This is a genomic window from Bacillus massiliigorillae (assembly GCF_000380245.2).
In the GTDB taxonomy this organism is placed as follows: Bacteria; Bacillota; Bacilli; order Bacillales; family DSM-1321; genus Bacillus_AD; species Bacillus_AD massiliigorillae.
The window spans coordinates 2599099-2615784 of record NZ_HG428741.1 but is presented as its reverse complement, the minus strand read 5'-3'; the positions used below and the strand labels follow the sequence as shown (position 1 = coordinate 2615784).

Sequence of the window (16686 nt, the reverse complement as noted above, 5' to 3'; positions counted from 1 at the left end):
TTGATGGAACCCCATCAAAGCGCTCAGCTTTTTAGGTGTGTGTGCGTTTATAATATAGTGTAACGTATAGCATTAACGATAAGATTGTTATAAAAGGCCCGATGTTAGCTAAGAAGTGAAGAATTTGGGTAAACCAGTCTGATTGAGCTTGGACCATAGTCGGTATTGTGTCGGTTACTGTAGATTTTGTCACGAGTTTTTCATAAACGGGCTTCCATATAATTAATGTAATGAAACTAGCGATAAATCCGTGAATGATACGTGCTATGAAAAAAGGCATGAATCGGATATCTGTTTGAGCTAGAATGCTAGCTGTTTGGGCTTGTACGCTTAAGCCACTAAAAGCTAGAATAAAACTTGTTATAATCGCTTGGAACAAGAGGGAGGTGTCATGTACACCGCTGGTCATTTGTGAGCCAAGTGTGATTTCAAATAAACCTGCTATTAAAGGAATACTAAAATCTTGTGGTATATGTAAAACAGTTAATAAATAATTAAATCCATATGCGAGAGTACCTGTTATATTCATAACGAATAATAGTTTATTAATAACCGAAAATAATATAATAAAGCCACCAATCATTAGGAGTGTTTCGATTGAAGATAATACGGCATCTCCTAGCATTTTTCCTATTGGACGTTGATCTTTAATACGTGTTCGATGTAATTCTTTAAATGCTTGTTTGATGGAATGGTTATTTCTTTCTTTGACTTCCTTTACGGTCTCTTTACCGCCGTAAAATCGCATCATAATTCCTACCAAGAAGTTACCTACATAATGAGCGATAGCTAGAACAATACCGAGAGTTGGGTTTTGAAAAAAACCAATCGAAACAGCACCGAAAATAAAGAGAGGATTCGATGAGTTAGTAAAAGAAACAAGTCGCTCTGCTTCAATTTTTGATAATTGCTTTTCTTTGCGAAATCTTGCTGTGAGTTTAGCTCCAGATGGAAAGCCGGAAGCCATTCCCATTGCCCAAACAAATCCACCAACACCTGGAACTCTAAATAATGGACGCATGAGAGGCTCTAATAGGATACCGATAAAGGTTACTACACCAAAGCTAATTAGCATTTCAGATATGATAAAGAAAGGTAGTAAAGATGGGAAGACAATCTCCCACCACATATTTACGCCACGAATTGAAGCCTCTAAGGAAGGCTGTGGATACTTAATGAGTGCTACTGCTAATATTGTAGCCCCTAGAGCTAGGACGAGTGATTTGAAAACAGATTTATTCACATAACAGGCCTCCTAGGAAGTTTTCTATCTTTGCATGTATGTCGTGCAGTGATAAAATATCGTACATACGTATAAGTATTACTAAAAGAACAATTTTGTTAAAAAGATATCTTGTCCTCATAACAAAATATACTCGTAAGCAGTTTTTTTAGAACTAGTATTATGAATCAAGTAAAATTATTTAGAAAGGAGCTTTTCTTTTGAAACAGAAGCCGAAAATTGGTCTTGCTCTTGGTTCAGGAGGTGCAAGAGGCTTTGCGCATGTAGGGGTAATTAAAGTGTTGAAGGAAGAAAATATCCCTATATCATATATTGCTGGCAGTAGTATGGGTGCACTAGTTGGTAGTATGTATTCAGCAGGTACGGATCTTGAACAATTATATAAAATTGTTACAAAGTTTAAGCGAAAGTATTATTTAGATTTCACTGTACCAAAAATGGGCTTAATTAAAGGTAATAGAATTAAGGAATTTATTAGTATATTTACTCATGCAAAGAAAATTGAAGAGCTAGATATTCCGCTTGCTGTTGTAGCAACCGATATAAAAACGGGTGATAAAGTAGTTTTTACGGAAGGAAGCGTTGCTGATGCTGTCAGGGCTAGTATCGCTATTCCGGGCATATTTACTCCTGAAAAAATAGGAAATCAGTTATTAGTTGATGGTGGAGTAGTCGATAGAGTTCCAGTTTCTGTTGTTAAAGAAATGGGTGCTGATTATGTTATAGCAGTTGATGTATCTCATGTGAAACAGGATATGGAAGTGACTTCAATTTATGATGTAATTATGCAATCATTAGATATTCTTCAGATGGAGATTGTAAGAAATCGAGAAATTGAATCCAATGTGATGATTAGACCGAGAGTAGAACAGTTTAGTTCGCGAGCTTTTACGAATATTGAAGAAATTATCGCAATTGGTGAAAGTGAGACAAGGAAACATATAGATCAAATAAAAAGAGAAATTGAAAAGTGGGAAGAAGGTCCGTATTAATGAAGGGGAGAAGGATATTACAAGGATTTCTAATCATGATTTGCTTATTTGTACTATGTGCATACTTTATACCTTTACCATACTATGTTTCTAAACCTGGTATGGCCAAAGAGCTAGAACCTATTATTGAGGTAGATAACGGAACGGATGCAAGGGGAAGTTTCATGTTGACGACAGTTCAAATGGGAAAAGCGAATATTTTCACATATGCATTAGCTAAAGTTGTCGATTATTGGAGTATTTATAAGGATGATGAGATTAGACGAGAAGACGAAACAGATGATGAGTATGAAATGCGTCAGCTTCACATGATGGAGGGCTCTAAAGAAGACGCGATAATTAGTGCTTTCCGTGAAGCTGGTAAACCGTACAAAACGTTTTATAATGGTATATATGTATATGGATTAGTTAATGGAATGCCAGCAGCTGATGTTCTGAAAGTTGGAGATCGGATTACAAAAGTAAACGAAAAGCAGCTAAAATCATCACATGAGTTTACAGATGATATTGCTAAGCATAAGCAAGGGGATTTTGTTAAACTTGAAATTATTAGAGATAAGGAAGTTTTACATAAAAGTGTAAAGCTGAAAAAAATACCTGAAAGCGGAAAGTTAGGTATTGGCATCATTTTGATTGATGATATCGAAGTGAAAACAACGCCACATGTTTCTATTAATAGCGACCAAATTGGTGGTCCTTCAGCAGGCTTAATGTTTTCATTAGAGATATATAATCAGTTAGTGAAAGAAGATATTACGAAAGGTTATGAAATAGCTGGTACAGGTACCATTAATGAAAAAGGTGAAGTGGGCGCTATTGGTGGTATTGATCAAAAAATAGTTGCTGCTTCAGAAAGTGGTGCGGAAATTTTCTTTGCACCAAATGAGAATGGAAGTAAAGATTCGAATTATGTTATAGCAAAGAAAACAGCTGAAGATATAAAAACAAAAATGAAGATTGTTCCAGTTGATACAATGGAAGACGCACTGAATTATTTGAAGAAGTTAAAGGAAAAATAATAGTACATAAACCCCTAACTCATTTGAGATAGGGGTTTATGTGGCTTGAATTTATACAATAATAGGCTGTTGATATTCTCTTTGAATCATTTTTTTTTGCTTGTTTTGTGGTAAAGCAAGCGAATGGATAATACTCGCTTGTATATCGAAGGTAAGTGCTTCATGCTGAACGTTTGCTATTTTTGAGATGAGAGGCAGTTCTACGCTTTTTTTCTTTTCATTTAAGTATTTTCTTCCATTCTCAGTGAAACCTAGTATGCGAAGATAGGCAGGTTCTTCAAGACAGCGTTTCATTTTTTCTTTTTTTGTGTGTGTTAAAATATGGACACAAATTCTTTGGAGTCGTGTCATTGTGTACCTTTTAGTTTTTACTTTCATGATAAATTCTGCAAATGTATTAGATACAAGTGCTGCTTCTTTCATTCGATGCTGAATGCCTTCCTCTACTTCATAAATTTTTTCTAATTCTTCTACTGTGCTTGAGATTAATTTATATTGTAGTAGTGACCAATAATGTTCCCATTGATGCAATATTTCAAATGTTTGTATGTAGTTTTTTAAATCATGATACGTATAAGCTGGCATAAATGATTCTGTTGTATTTGTCTCTTGGTCGCTATCCAGTAAAGCTTTGCGAATACTTGTTGCACTTGCGATTGTACCGGTAGGAAGTTGGGTATCGTGATATCCGGCTGCAATACGATTAATAAGAGTGGGTTGTATACGATAGTTAGATTCAAGAGCTGCACGAACGTATTGATAGCCTAAAATATTATTAGGTTTTGTTAAGTCGAGGTCACCATCTTGTTGCAATCCTAAGTGTTCAAGTGCTAACGAAATAGCTTTAGGGTAATTATTACCTTCTTTAATAAAGCCTCGAACGGATTCATTTATTTCTTCTGTGTGTTCAGTCATTTGTTTGTGTTTTGAAAGAAATGCCTCAATGGAACCATTTTCACTACCGAAACAAAAGGTGTCACAGCGTAATGCTTCAAGGAGGCTTACCGCTCCAGCAGCAAAGTGTTCAGCATGCTGCGTACTATAGATATAGGGGAGTTCAATAACTAAATCTACTCCACCCTGTAAGGCCATAGCCGCTCTATTCCATTTGCTAACAAGGGCAGGTTCCCCCCTTTGCAGGAATGAACCGCTCATAACGGCAATAACAACGTCAGCATCATTTTGTAATTTACTTGTCTTAACATGGTAATGATGTCCATTATGAAATGGATTGTATTCTACAATTAAACCAACGGCCTTCATACATAACCTCCATATGAGAAATTCTTTCTTACATTATAGAGGATACCAATTATAAGAACAAACTCAATGAATAAGGCATATATCTATTTTAGAACAATACATAGTAAGAAAATGCTTTTAAAATATAGTTACTCTTTATATTTTTAATCGTTTTGCGTTTACTATATAAATAGTGCTACAATACTAGAGATTAAAAAGTATGTACTCGTACATAATAGACAAAAATGAAGGAAAAAGGCTGTAAAGAAATTATATTGACAATCAATAAAATGAAAGCTATAATTACCTTTGTTGCCTTGAGGTGATTTGAATGAAATGGACAATAACTCAACTTCAGAAGTATCGGGCTAAAGGGCTTGTGCTCGATGAAAGTATTGATGTTTCAGATATTAAGGAAGCAGATAAGCAAATACGCGATGTTTCCCCAATTCATGTTACTGGTAGAGCGGATATAAATGCAACGAATATTACATTTCATATCCATTTAACAGGAGTGTTAACCTTGCCTTGTGCAAGAACATTTGTAGACGTGAAACATCCAATCGATATTGAGACTACAGAAACCTTTTTGTTGAATGATGATTTAACTGACTTAGATAACGAGTTTTATACCGTTGTTAAAGGAGATGTCATTGATTTAACACCTGTTATAAGAGAGAACTTATTGTTAGAAGTACCGATGCAAGTATTTTGCGAAGATGCTCATCCAGAAGGTGCTGCTCCTCAATCAGGTAATGATTGGTCTGTGGTTACTGAAGAAGCGCAGGAGAAGAAAGTTGATCCACGCTTAGCGGGTCTCGCAAAATTCTTCGATAACGACAACAAATAATAATATGTAACAAGAAGATTCGGGATTTATCCGGTCCTTCTTCTTAAACCATTTTTTTAAGGAGGTGGGAATAATGGCTGTACCATTTAGAAGAACGTCTAAAACTGTAAAAAGAAAACGCCGCACTCATTTTAAACTTGAGGTACCTGGTATGGTAAGTTGCCCAAACTGTGGTGAAATGAAACTTGCTCACCGCGTATGTAAGGAATGTGGAACATACAAAGGTAAAGAAGTTGTAAGCAAATAATTGCTTTCAAATAAAAGGTCGTAATGAATTTTTTCATTACGACCTTTTTTTGATTAACAATAGTGCCGTTTTTTCTCTGTCCAACCTTACACCTACCATGTTTGGAAATAAGCCAAACTATTTTGAAAACCAAAGGTGGGCTTCCAAGAACAGCTCGTCTTATTTTTGGTGCATAGCTCTTTTTTGGTTGGGAGTAAACCAGGCAGTGTAAACATCAATCAAAAATGATCGGTACCGGTTTTTCTTATTACTAGTTAAATTATTTCAATATTTTGTATAATAAAAAAGAGTTTGTATTATAGTACAGGAAAAGGGGAATTAAGACATGAGTGAACAGCTTCTGCAGAGAGAAATAAACGAAGGGGTTTGTACGTTAACGATTAATCGAATTGAGAAATATAATGCTATTAATTTTGGCCTTATCAATGAGTTTAATCAAGCACTTGAACAGATGCGAACAAATGACGATGTGAAAATGATTGTCATTAGAGGTGCGGGAGAGAAGGCGTTTTGTTCAGGAGGAGATTTAAGTGAGTTCCATGCCTTAAAAACAGAAGTAGAGGCGTATAGTATGCTATCACAAATGGGGGATGTGCTGTATAAGCTTGCAACATTTCCTAAGCCGACAATTGCCTATGTGAATGGTATAGCTATTGGAGGGGGTTGTGAGATTGCGGCAGCCTGTGATATTCGAATAGCTCATGAAAGAGCGAAAATGGGTTTTGTGCAAGGAAATCAAGGCATAACCACGGGGTGGGGCGGTGGCACTCTGCTTATGGAAAGAATTTCACCGGCACAAGGCTTTCAACTATTATGGTCGGCATCTATTTTGCCTGCGACTGAAGCGAAAGACGCTGGGTATATTTCGGAAATCATAAAAGAAGATAGTGAGTTAAATGCGATTTTACAAACGTTTAAAGAAAAACAGAGTGGTGTATTGCAAGCCTATAAGCAAATGCTTGTACGAAAATGGAATATGACAGATTTAAAGAAGCGTATGGAAGAAGAAATTAGGCTTTGTGCCAAGCTTTGGGAAAGTGATGAGCACCATGAGGCTGTAGCGCAATTTAGAAATCGTCGAAAGTAGTATTTATATAGATTGTTAAAATAATTCATAATTGTTTCTATCTTTTCTAGCAAGTGCATAAATATGTAGTAAAACCTTGCGAGGAGGGTGGAAAGATGTCTGTATCTAGACAAGATGCTTGGACACAAGATGAAGATTTAATTCTAGCAGAGCTTGTTTTGCGTCATATAAGAGAAGGTAGTACGCAGTTGAATGCGTTTGAAGAGGTTGGGAAGAGGTTATCTCGAACATCAGCAGCGTGTGGATTCAGATGGAATTCATATGTTAGAAAGCAATATAATTCGGGTATTGAACTAGCTAAAAAGCAAAGAAAAGAAAATAAAAAATTTCGCTTGAATGAAAAAGAGGATGTATTTGAAAACGAAACTGTAGATCATGAGATGAGCGAAAGTGTGGCAATTTTAAGTTTAGAGGATGTTATTGCTTTCCTTATTTCTTTACAAAGAAACTCGACTAGTAAAGGAATTGAGGAAGAAAAATTGAAACATGAAATAGATTTCCTTTGTCAGGAAAACGAAGAATTAAAGAAAGAAGTGAGAGATTTAGAGGATCGTCTTCATATTGTTGAGGATGATTATCGGGCTCTTATTGAAATTATGGATAAAGCTAGGAAAATGGTAGTATCAGAAGATGGAAGGAAAAACCAAAAAGTGAAATTTCAAATGGACAAAAACGGGAATTTAGAAAGGGTGAAGAAGTAAGAGTCATTTCTTTTATCCTTTGAATGATTGAATAAAAAAGAGGTGGTTCTAAGTTTTTACTTAGAGAATCACCTCTTTTAAGTGGTTATTAATATGTTATTTTGTAGCAGGTTTCCAGATGACTGGATTTTGACCTAAATCACGTTCCATATCATAGGAAACGCTTTCAAAATTCATTTTCTTCCAAAATTCATGAGATCGAACTCTTGGATTTGTTTTGATTGGTAGGTTAAAGCTCTTTGCGAATTCAACAAGTGCTCTTCCGTAGCCTTTGAATTGGTATGGAACAAGAACTTCTAATTTCCATAGCTCTAAATATTCTTGAGGTGGTGTGAAATATTGGTCGAATTTAGCGCTTCTTTTATAGAGTGACATTCTTGCGATTAATTTATCCCCGTAGTAAATGCCGTAAAAAGGTGATTCACTATCGTTCTCGATGATGTTCGTTTCTAAATCTTCAAGCATCGATAACTCTTGTATACCATACTCTTTAAATTTTTTAAATTCCTCAAGTGTTTTATAATTGACTAATAGACGTTCAATTTTACACTTCATTCATTTATCCCCCTTGTTTTGCTTTCGTTTTACATTCTGCCCCTAACTCGTATGTTTGTATATATAATTATAACTTTGGTAATATACAGCATATTTAGTAAATTACCTAATATTTATTATATACTACATTTAGTGAAAATACTTCTATTGAATACTTTATTCAATTAGTTCTCTAACTTTTTATGTTTCTTTTTAATTGCTTTATTCCACAATAATCACATTTTTGCTAAAATAACGTTACATTATAAAAATGAGGGATCATAATGAGAATTGGAATAATTGGTGGAGGATCGATAGGTTTATTACTAAGTGCATATTTCGCTCAAAAACATACTGTGACAGTATACACGCGAAGTGAGCAACAAGCGGAAGAAATAAATAGTAATGGTCTTTGTTTAGAGAAAGATAGCAAACAAAGTACACTCCTTATTGAAGCTACTCCATTAAATGAAGGAGCAATTCGTAATCATGATTTAATAATTATTGCGGTTAAGCAATATCATTTGCCTGCAGTCATTCCATATTTGACTAATCTACATAGTAAATTATTATTTGTGCAAAATGGTATGGGGCATTTGAAGTATCTTGAAGCGCTTGCAGCAACGAATGAGGTTTATGTTGGTGTGGTGGAGCATGGGGCTTTAAAAAAGAATGCGAGTGCTGTATTACATAGTGGAGAGGGAATAGTTAAGATAGCCTCTTATTCTGGTGAGTTGGATAATATACATTGGTTAAAAGAGCTACCGAACTTTCCGTTTCAGTTTGAAGTGGATTATACAGAAATGTTAACTCGAAAATTAATCGTGAATGCTATGATTAATCCTCTTACAGCAATATTTGAGGTGACGAATGGAACACTTTTAACGAATCCATATTATAACACTATATTCATAAACTACTTTAAAGAAATTGCATCTCTTCTTGCTTTTAAGAATCCTGATAAAGTGTTGCAACATGTTCTAGCGGTTTGTGAAAAAACAGCAAAAAATCGTTCTTCAATGTTACGAGATATTGAAGAAAAGCGTCCGACTGAAATTGATTCTATATTAGGTTACATACTTGAATTAGCTGAAGAAAAACAGGCTCATGCACCAATCACACATAATCTTTATTGCATGATAAAAGGAAAGGAGTATGAAAGAAAGGAGAGCTAAATGGAGGGTTTGTTCTCAGGTTTTATAGCAACCCTTGTCACTTTTCCGTTTATAGGTTATATAATTGTTTTTGTTGTAACAAAGCAAATAACAAAAAAACATCGGAAATCTATGAGTGTTGCATTGAATTGTAGTTTCATCCTTTTAATTAGTTCTGTTCACTTTTTTATCCTTTCAATTTGGCAAGTTTCATTGCTATGGGCTATTTTAATGATCGTCCTATTATCGGCAATGCTTGTAGTAATTGTGCATCATAAGGTAAAGGAAGAAATTGTGATAGTGAACGTTTTAAAGGGAGTTTTGCGAATTAATTCGTTTTTATTTAGCATAGCTTATGTATTATTAGTAGGTTATGGTCTTGTTGCGAATCTTATTAATCTACTATAAGAAATACATGTTTTTTAACGTATGAAGTGGGCTAATTTTTTGTAATTATACTTGCTGGTGATATACTTTAAAGAGACATGATGAAGTTTTGGAAAGGAAGTCTGTGATGGAAATAAAAGAAATTGTATTGCCATCTATCAATAAATTTGCTTCTGATTATGTGAAAAATCTTGAGGGTGTGGATGATTACTTTCATTATGATTTAAAAGAAGCAAAGGTATATGAACAAAGATATCATGATTTGATGGAGCAATCTTTTAACAGAAAAGATTTAGCCCTTGTTATAGAAAAATACTTAACGCAATTTGGTATTTCTCCCGAAGTGCGAGAGAATATTGAAAGACTTAAACAAGAGGATTCAGTAGTTGTAATCGGTGGTCAACAGGCTGGCTTGTTGACGGGGCCATTATATACAATTCATAAAGTGATTTCTATTATTAAACTTGCCAAAGAGCAAGAAAACCAGTTGCAAAAGCCAGTAATACCTGTGTTTTGGATTGCCGGGGAAGATCATGATTTAGATGAAGTAAATCATGTATACGTTGAAAAAGAAGGTAGCTTCCATAAGAAGGTTTATCGTACAGCTGTGGAGACGAAAGCAATGATTTCGGATGTGCCTATTGATCAAGAATCGTTGGAACAATGGCTACAAGGTGTGTTTTCAAGTTTTGAAGAAACAGTCTTTACGAAAGAGCTCTACCGAAAGCTTCAACAGTATTGTCATCAATTTGATAACTTTACATCGTTCTTCTCTTGTATCATCAATGAATTATTCAAAAATCATGGCTTATTATTAATTGATTCTGGTGATAAATCTTTCAGAAAGATTCAATCTTCTTTCTTTGAAACACTAATTATGCAAAATCGAGAAATTAATGCTGAAGTACGCAAACAACAAGAGTTAATTAAAAATAAAGGATATTCTATTACGATTGGGATGGACGATCGTAACGCGAATCTTTTCTATTATAACGATCAAGAGCGCGTTTTATTAGAATATGATGAAGAAAAAGGTTGTTTCACAGGAAAGAGTCATTCTATTTCGTTTACGAAGGATGAATTGCTTGAAATCGCTAAATGCGAGCCAGAGAAGTTGAGTAACAACGTTGTTACTCGTCCGATGATGCAAGAAAATGTTTTCCCTGTATTAGCATTTATCTCAGGACCTGGTGAAATTGCTTATTGGGCCGAGTTAAAGCAAGCTTTTGAACACTTGGAAATGAAATTACCACCAATCGTTCCTAGAATGAATATTACTATTCTTGAGAGAAAAATAAATAAAGCGTTACAAGAAGTTGATATGGACATTTATGAAGCGCTTGTACAAGGTACTGAAAAAGCGAAACAAAGGTTTTTATCAACAATAGAAGATGATCACGTATCATCTGTGTATCACAAAATGGAACAACAATTAATTCAAAACCATACATTATTTTCTCATGCTGCTCTAGATATAGACAGGGGCCTTGAACCACTGCTGAAAAAAAATGTAGACATTATCCAAAGTCAATTAGAATTTATTCAAGATAAAGTGCAGCAGACTTTGGAAAGTAAGCATCAACATACGATACAGAAGTTTACGAGTATTAATAATGCGCTTAGACCAAATGGAGGTCCACAAGAAAGATTAATAAATATTTATTATTATTTAAATCAATATGGACCACGTTTTGTAGATGAATTGCTTGCTTTACCATTAGAGGCTAATCCATTTCATAAAGTTATTATTGTGTAAGTGATATTGTATTTGGTTTATAAAGGAACAAGGGCGTTTTTGTCCTTGTTCTTTTTTTGTAATGAAAGCATATGATATATAATGGAGTAATATTGTTGTTTCGAGTTGTATTATTTTTTCTTTGAACTTTTTGGGAATAATGCAATTGCAATTGTCTCATCTATTGAGAAGTTGTTACAATAGAGTAGGTGTAAAACGAAATTTAGATAAAAGAGGAAAAGATACGTGAATATATTACACATATATAATGACTTAAAAAAATTAATGCATGAAGAACATGTATTTCAAAATGAACCTTTAAAAAAATATACGTTTACAAAAACGGGTGGTCATGCCGATTTATTAGTACTTCCAACATCTTATAGTGAAGTAGAGGCTGTTTATAAGTATGCAAAACAAAATGATCTTCCGCTTACGATTCTAGGTAATGGCTCAAATCTTATCATAAGAGATGGTGGGATTAGAGGAATCGTAATGATTCTGACAAAACTGAATCAAATAATAGTAGATGGGAATCGAATTATTGCTCAAAGTGGCGCTACAATTATTGATGTTTCTCGTACAGCACAAGCTCACAATTTAACGGGTCTTGAATTTGCTTGTGGAATTCCTGGTACAGCTGGTGGAGCATTATTCATGAATGCAGGAGCATATGGTGGAGAAGTAAAGGATGTTTTAGAAAGTGCCATCGTTCTTGACGAAGAAGGGAATTTAAGAACGTTATCAAAAGATGAATTCGATTTTGGGTATCGCACAAGTGCGTTTGCGAAGAAGAATTATTGTGTACTCGAAGGAACGTTCCTATGTGAAACTGGAGATGCAACAAGTATAAAAGAGAAAATGGATGAGCTGACATATTTACGAGAATCTAAGCAACCTCTTGAATATCCTTCATGTGGTAGTGTGTTTAAGCGTCCACCAGGTCATTTCGCGGGTAAGTTAATACAAGATAGTGATCTACAAGGCGTTCAAATTGGAGGAGTGCAAGTTTCAACAAAGCATGCAGGTTTTATGGTAAATGTGGATCATGGAACGGCAAGCGATTATATCGAATTAATTCAACATGTACAAAAAACGGTTTATGAAAAGTTTGGTATTCAGCTTGAAACAGAAGTGAAAATTATCGGAGAAAACTAATTTAAAAGAAAACACCTTTTCGCAACATTTTGTGAAAGGTGTTTTTTATTTGTGAAAATCGTGTTTCAAAAATTGAGAGTATATAACCAAAACTGCTAAATTATTATGGTTTTATCCTAATGTATTACAGTCTTTTTACTTGATTCTGTGGAATGCTGGAGAAATGTTCGAAATTTGTGTGAAGGGTATGGCGAAGTGGAAAAAGAATACTAAAATCAGTGGAGAAAAGTGGGAGGATGTGGTACTCTAAAATAGAGAAAGTGGGGTTAGGTATATGTTCATGGGACAATATTACCATAACATTGATATAAAGGGCCGCCTAATTATTCCTAGTAAATTTAGAGAAGAATTAGGGCATCAGTTTATTATAACTCGTGGCTTAGACCAATGTTTATTTGGATATTCCCTTGAAGAATGGATACTTATTGAAGATAAGTTGAAAACACTACCACTTACTAAGAAAGACGCTCGTGCATTTACTAGATTTTTCTTTTCGGGGGCATCAGAATGTGAGTTAGATAAGCAAGGGAGGATTAATATCCCTATGCAGCTGACTTCTTATGCAAAGCTTGAAAGGGAATGTGTGATTTTAGGAGTTTCCAATCGAATCGAGATTTGGAGTAAGTCTCAATGGGAAGACTATTTTACAGAATCAGCAGATACTTTTGCTGAATTAGCTGAAAATATGGTCGACTTTGATTTTTGAGCTTGCTGTTGAATTCACAATATGCTTGAAAAGCGGCTATTTATTTATCGATTGGAGTTGAAGTTTTTGTTTAAACATGTAACAGTTCTTTTGAGAGAAACAGTAGATGAGTTAAAGATTAAGCCAGATGGCATTTATGTTGATTGTACTTTAGGTGGTGCAGGGCATAGTGAATATTTATTATCGCAGCTTACAGCGGGTGGTAAACTCTATGCATTCGACCAGGATATTACAGCAATTGAGAATGCGAAAGAAAAACTAAAGTCATATGGTAATCAAGTTGAATTCATCCAAAGTAACTTTAAATATATTCAAGAAGAGTTAAATGCTCGTGGCATCACTGAAGTAGACGGTATTTTATACGATTTAGGTGTTTCATCTCCACAGCTTGATACACCTGAAAGAGGCTTCAGCTATCAACATGATGCACCTCTTGATATGAGAATGGACCAAGATGCTACATTTTCTGCTTATGATGTTGTGAACAATTGGTCATATAATGAGCTTGTGAAAATTTTCTTTCAGTATGGAGAAGAGAAGTTCTCAAAGCAAATAGCTCGAAAAATCGAAGCACAAAGAGCAATTAAGCCAATTGAGACAACTTATGAGCTTGTGGAGTTAATTAAGGAAGGAATTCCAGCACCTGCTCGCAGGAAGGGTGGTCATCCTGCAAAAAGAGTATTTCAAGCTATTCGAATTGCTGTAAATGATGAATTGAAGGTGTTTGAAGAATCACTAGAACAAGGTATCAATCTTCTGAAAAAAGGCGGCCGTATTTCGGTAATTACCTTCCATTCATTAGAGGATCGTATTTGTAAAAGTGTCTTTAAAGAAAAAAGTGATTTACCTCCACTACCACCAGGTTTACCTATTATTCCTGATGAGTTTAAACCAGTTTTGAAACTTGTTAAGAGAAAGCCTATATTGCCTAGTGAAGAGGAATTACAAGCAAATAATCGAGCACGATCAGCCAAGCTGAGAGTTGCAGAGAAACTATAAGACTATACAGTAAATATGTGGAGGGGGACTTTTTGAGTATGTTAGCACGAAAAACCGCAACAGAACAACAACAAACCCAGCAATCTCAAACTATCGTTACAAAGGTATTAATCCCCAAATCAAGGATCACATTAGGAGAGAAAGTACTTTTCGTTGCGTGTGCATTACTATTTACAATGATCTCTGTAAAAGTCATTTCAAATCAATATACGCTATATACCATGAATCAAGAAATTCAAACGTTACAAACAAAAGTAACAGAACAGGTAAAAGTAAATAATGATTTAAATGTTGAAGTAAGTGAGTTAAGCCGCTATGAAAGAATTTGGGAAAGAGCATCAAAACTTGGTCTGAAATTAGATGAAAACAATGTTAAGGTTGTGCAAGACTAATGTATATCAAGAATAAAAATATGAACATTGGAGCAGCGATACTATTTGTATTCTTCGTCCTGCTCTTTTTTGTTTTAGCTGGACGTTTTATTTACATACAAGTTACAGGACAAGTTGATGGACAAGTATTAGCCACTAAAGCTCAGGAGAAAACGCTAAAACAAGCAGGTATTGAATCGTCAAGAGGAAGTATTACGGACCGAAATGGTGCTGTTATTGCTGAGGATACATCTTCTTATACGTTAATTGCTATCTTAAGTAGTAAAATGACGGTTGATGAAAATAACCCAAAACATGTTGTTGATCCTGAAGAAACAGCCAAAAAACTAGCAAAGTATATAGATATGGATGAGAGTAAGATATTAAAAATTCTCTCGAATAAAGGTGCGTTTCAAGTAGAATTCGGAGCAGCTGGTCGTGGGCTTTCTTATGCAAAGAAAAACAAAATTGAAGCTTTAAAACTACCAGGTATCACTTTTGTGAGAGGTACGAAAAGATATTACCCTAATGGTGTATTTGCTTCTCATGTCATAGGATATGCTGAAAATCAGTATAATGAAAAAACGAAGAAAGAAAATGTTACAGGTAAATTAGGGCTTGAAAAAGCCTTGCAATCTAAGCTAGAAGGTACAAATGGGAAAATGAATTATGAGAGTGATCGATGGGGCTTTTTAATTCCAGGCAAAGAAGAAAAGATAATTCAACCAAAAAATGGTGAAGATGTACAATTGACACTTGATAAAAAAATTCAGTCCTTACTAGAAGACTCTATGAGTAAAGTGCAAAAAACATATAATCCGAAGAAATTAATTGCGATTGTATCGAATCCCAAAACAGGTGAAATATTGGCAATGAGCCAACGACCTACATTTAATCCTAATACAAAAGAAGGATTGAGTGATACTTGGAAAAACCTTTCTATTGAGGAGAATTTTGAACCAGGATCAACAATGAAGGCATTTACTTTAGCTGCGGCTGTGGAAGAGGGAGTATTTCAACCAAATGCTTATTTTCAGGCTGGTAAGTATAAAGTTCAGGGAAGTGAATTGAAAGACCATCGAGGGATTACACCAGGTAAATGGATGACTTATTTACAAGGTGTGCAACGTTCGTCAAATGTTGCATTTGTTAAGATTGCTCTTGAACAGCTTGGTGAAGAGAAATTCCGTGAGTATTTAACGAAATTTGGATTTGATGAACCGACAGGTATTGACTTGCCAAATGAAGTTGGTGGTAAAATTCTATTTAAAGAGAAGGTAGAGAAGGCTACAACTGCATTCGGACAAGGGTCAGTAATTACGCCGATTCAGCAAATTCAAGCATTTTCTGCGATTGCTAATAAAGGAAAAATGATGAAGCCGTATGTTATTGACGAAATTAAAGATTCAAAAGGAAATGTAATTGAAAAGACAAAACCAACTGTTGCAGGAGAACCAATTTCCGAAGAAACAGCAAAAACGGTATTAGGTTATTTGGAAACCGTTGTTTCGGATGAGAAAGGTACAGGGCATATATATGGAATTGACGGGTATAAGGTTGCTGGGAAAACAGGTACAGCACAAATACCTGGACCAAATGGTAGATATTTATCAGGCTTTACTGATTATTGGTTTTCTTTTATTGGTGCAGCACCAGCCGAGGATCCTCAATTAACGATGTATGTTGCGATGTTACAGCCAGAGTTACCTTCGGGTAAAACAGCTGCGGATGGTATTTCGGAAATTTTCAATCCGGTTATGAGTAATAGTTTGCGATATTATAATATTAAACCAGCAAATACTACAAAAAAATCGTCAATGAAAATTAAAGATTATGTTGGTAAATCAGTTAGTGAAACATCACAAGAGTTGAAAGAACATGGATATGAAGTGGTAGTGCTTGGTGAAGGTGATATGATAACTCAGCAGGCTCCAGCAGTTGACACCATGATCATCCAAGGTGAAAAAGTGGTCCTGAAAACAAATGGACCGATGAAAATGCATGATTTAACAGGTTGGTCATTACGAGATGTCATGAAAATCGTAAATCTAGGTGAATTGGATTTAAATGTAAGTGGAAGTGGCTATGTGACGAAGCAAAACATTAAAGCAGGTGAAGCTATTTCGAAAGGGGAATACTTCATTATAGAATTACAATCACCTGATCCGAAAAAGGAAGAAAGTAATAAAAAAGTCGAAGATGAAGTTTATGATTAGCTATTAGAAAGGCTGTCTTAAATGTGATTAAGAATCACGTTTAAG

17 protein-coding genes are annotated in these 16686 nt (G+C 34.9%); 14 read left to right on the top strand and 3 right to left on the bottom strand.

Going from position 1 to position 16686, the window contains the following annotated elements; all coding sequences use genetic code 11:
• Positions 1 to 31 precede the first annotated feature (31 nt).
• Positions 32 to 1243 (bottom strand): dipicolinic acid transporter SpoVV, encoded by a 1212-nt coding sequence (gene spoVV, locus TX86_RS12075; RefSeq protein ID WP_042349048.1) that lies wholly within the window; start codon positions 1241 to 1243, stop codon positions 32 to 34.
• Positions 1244 to 1443: 200 nt separating this feature from the next.
• Between spoVV and TX86_RS12070 the strand changes: the two genes are divergently transcribed.
• Together TX86_RS12070 and TX86_RS12065 are read left to right on the top strand one after the other, a co-directional pair.
• Positions 1444 to 2235 (top strand): patatin-like phospholipase family protein, encoded by a 792-nt coding sequence (locus TX86_RS12070; RefSeq protein WP_042349047.1) that lies wholly within the window; start codon positions 1444 to 1446, stop codon positions 2233 to 2235.
• 35 nt (positions 2236 to 2270) lie between these two features.
• Complete coding sequence (locus TX86_RS12065; protein ID WP_272867245.1) at positions 2271 to 3254, top strand: SepM family pheromone-processing serine protease; 984 nt, start codon at positions 2271 to 2273, stop codon at positions 3252 to 3254.
• Positions 3255 to 3305: 51 nt separating this feature from the next.
• On the opposite strand, the gene TX86_RS12060 is transcribed toward TX86_RS12065, so the two are convergent.
• The gene (locus TX86_RS12060; RefSeq protein WP_042349045.1) at positions 3306 to 4517 is read right to left on the bottom strand and encodes a nucleotidyltransferase; all 1212 of its coding nucleotides are present in this window, start codon (positions 4515 to 4517) and stop codon (positions 3306 to 3308) included.
• A gap of 310 nt (positions 4518 to 4827) precedes the next feature.
• On the opposite strand from TX86_RS12060, the gene TX86_RS12055 reads away from it, so the two are divergent.
• From TX86_RS12055 to TX86_RS12040, 4 genes are all read left to right on the top strand, one after another.
• Positions 4828 to 5346 carry a YceD family protein gene (locus TX86_RS12055; protein WP_042349043.1) on the top strand — a complete coding sequence of 173 codons (519 nt, stop codon included), beginning with the start codon at positions 4828 to 4830 and terminating at the stop codon, positions 5344 to 5346.
• Positions 5347 to 5419: 73 nt separating this feature from the next.
• Entirely contained in the window at positions 5420 to 5593 is a 174-nt protein-coding gene (gene rpmF / locus TX86_RS12050; protein ID WP_019242418.1) for a 50S ribosomal protein L32, read from the top strand.
• A 325-nt stretch (positions 5594 to 5918) separates the two neighbouring features.
• Positions 5919 to 6680 carry an enoyl-CoA hydratase/isomerase family protein gene (locus TX86_RS12045; RefSeq protein WP_042349042.1) on the top strand — a complete coding sequence of 254 codons (762 nt, stop codon included), beginning with the start codon at positions 5919 to 5921 and terminating at the stop codon, positions 6678 to 6680.
• A gap of 95 nt (positions 6681 to 6775) precedes the next feature.
• The gene (locus TX86_RS12040) at positions 6776 to 7381 is read left to right on the top strand and encodes an RsfA family transcriptional regulator (RefSeq protein WP_042349041.1); all 606 of its coding nucleotides are present in this window, start codon (positions 6776 to 6778) and stop codon (positions 7379 to 7381) included.
• Between the two features lie 96 nt (positions 7382 to 7477).
• Here TX86_RS12040 and TX86_RS12035 read toward each other — a convergent pair whose 3' ends face one another.
• Entirely contained in the window at positions 7478 to 7936 is a 459-nt protein-coding gene (locus TX86_RS12035; protein ID WP_042349040.1) for an N-acetyltransferase, read from the bottom strand.
• Positions 7937 to 8199: 263 nt separating this feature from the next.
• Here TX86_RS12035 and TX86_RS12030 point away from each other — a divergent pair, with 263 nt between their 5' ends.
• The 8 genes from TX86_RS12030 to TX86_RS11995 all read left to right on the top strand — a co-directional run bounded on the left by TX86_RS12030 (position 8200) and on the right by TX86_RS11995 (position 16641).
• Positions 8200 to 9090 (top strand): 2-dehydropantoate 2-reductase, encoded by an 891-nt coding sequence (locus TX86_RS12030; RefSeq protein WP_042349039.1) that lies wholly within the window; start codon positions 8200 to 8202, stop codon positions 9088 to 9090.
• Positions 9091 to 9477: a DUF3397 domain-containing protein gene (locus TX86_RS12025; protein WP_042349037.1), complete on the top strand. Its 387-nt coding sequence runs from the start codon at positions 9091 to 9093 to the stop codon at positions 9475 to 9477.
• A 106-nt stretch (positions 9478 to 9583) separates the two neighbouring features.
• The gene (bshC, locus tag TX86_RS12020) at positions 9584 to 11212 is read left to right on the top strand and encodes a bacillithiol biosynthesis cysteine-adding enzyme BshC (protein WP_042349036.1); all 1629 of its coding nucleotides are present in this window, start codon (positions 9584 to 9586) and stop codon (positions 11210 to 11212) included.
• Positions 11213 to 11437: 225 nt separating this feature from the next.
• Entirely contained in the window at positions 11438 to 12349 is a 912-nt protein-coding gene (murB, locus tag TX86_RS12015; protein WP_230203613.1) for a UDP-N-acetylmuramate dehydrogenase, read from the top strand.
• Between the two features lie 274 nt (positions 12350 to 12623).
• Positions 12624 to 13055 (top strand): division/cell wall cluster transcriptional repressor MraZ, encoded by a 432-nt coding sequence (mraZ, locus tag TX86_RS12010; protein WP_042349035.1) that lies wholly within the window; start codon positions 12624 to 12626, stop codon positions 13053 to 13055.
• Positions 13056 to 13121: 66 nt separating this feature from the next.
• Positions 13122 to 14054 (top strand): 16S rRNA (cytosine(1402)-N(4))-methyltransferase RsmH, encoded by a 933-nt coding sequence (rsmH, locus tag TX86_RS12005; protein ID WP_042349034.1) that lies wholly within the window; start codon positions 13122 to 13124, stop codon positions 14052 to 14054.
• 38 nt (positions 14055 to 14092) lie between these two features.
• Positions 14093 to 14446 carry a cell division protein FtsL gene (ftsL, locus tag TX86_RS12000; protein WP_081707643.1) on the top strand — a complete coding sequence of 118 codons (354 nt, stop codon included), beginning with the start codon at positions 14093 to 14095 and terminating at the stop codon, positions 14444 to 14446.
• The gene (locus TX86_RS11995) at positions 14446 to 16641 is read left to right on the top strand and encodes a penicillin-binding protein (protein ID WP_042349031.1); all 2196 of its coding nucleotides are present in this window, start codon (positions 14446 to 14448) and stop codon (positions 16639 to 16641) included. Before ftsL ends, TX86_RS11995 begins: the two co-directional genes overlap by 1 nt.
• Positions 16642 to 16686: the final 45 nt, after the last annotated feature.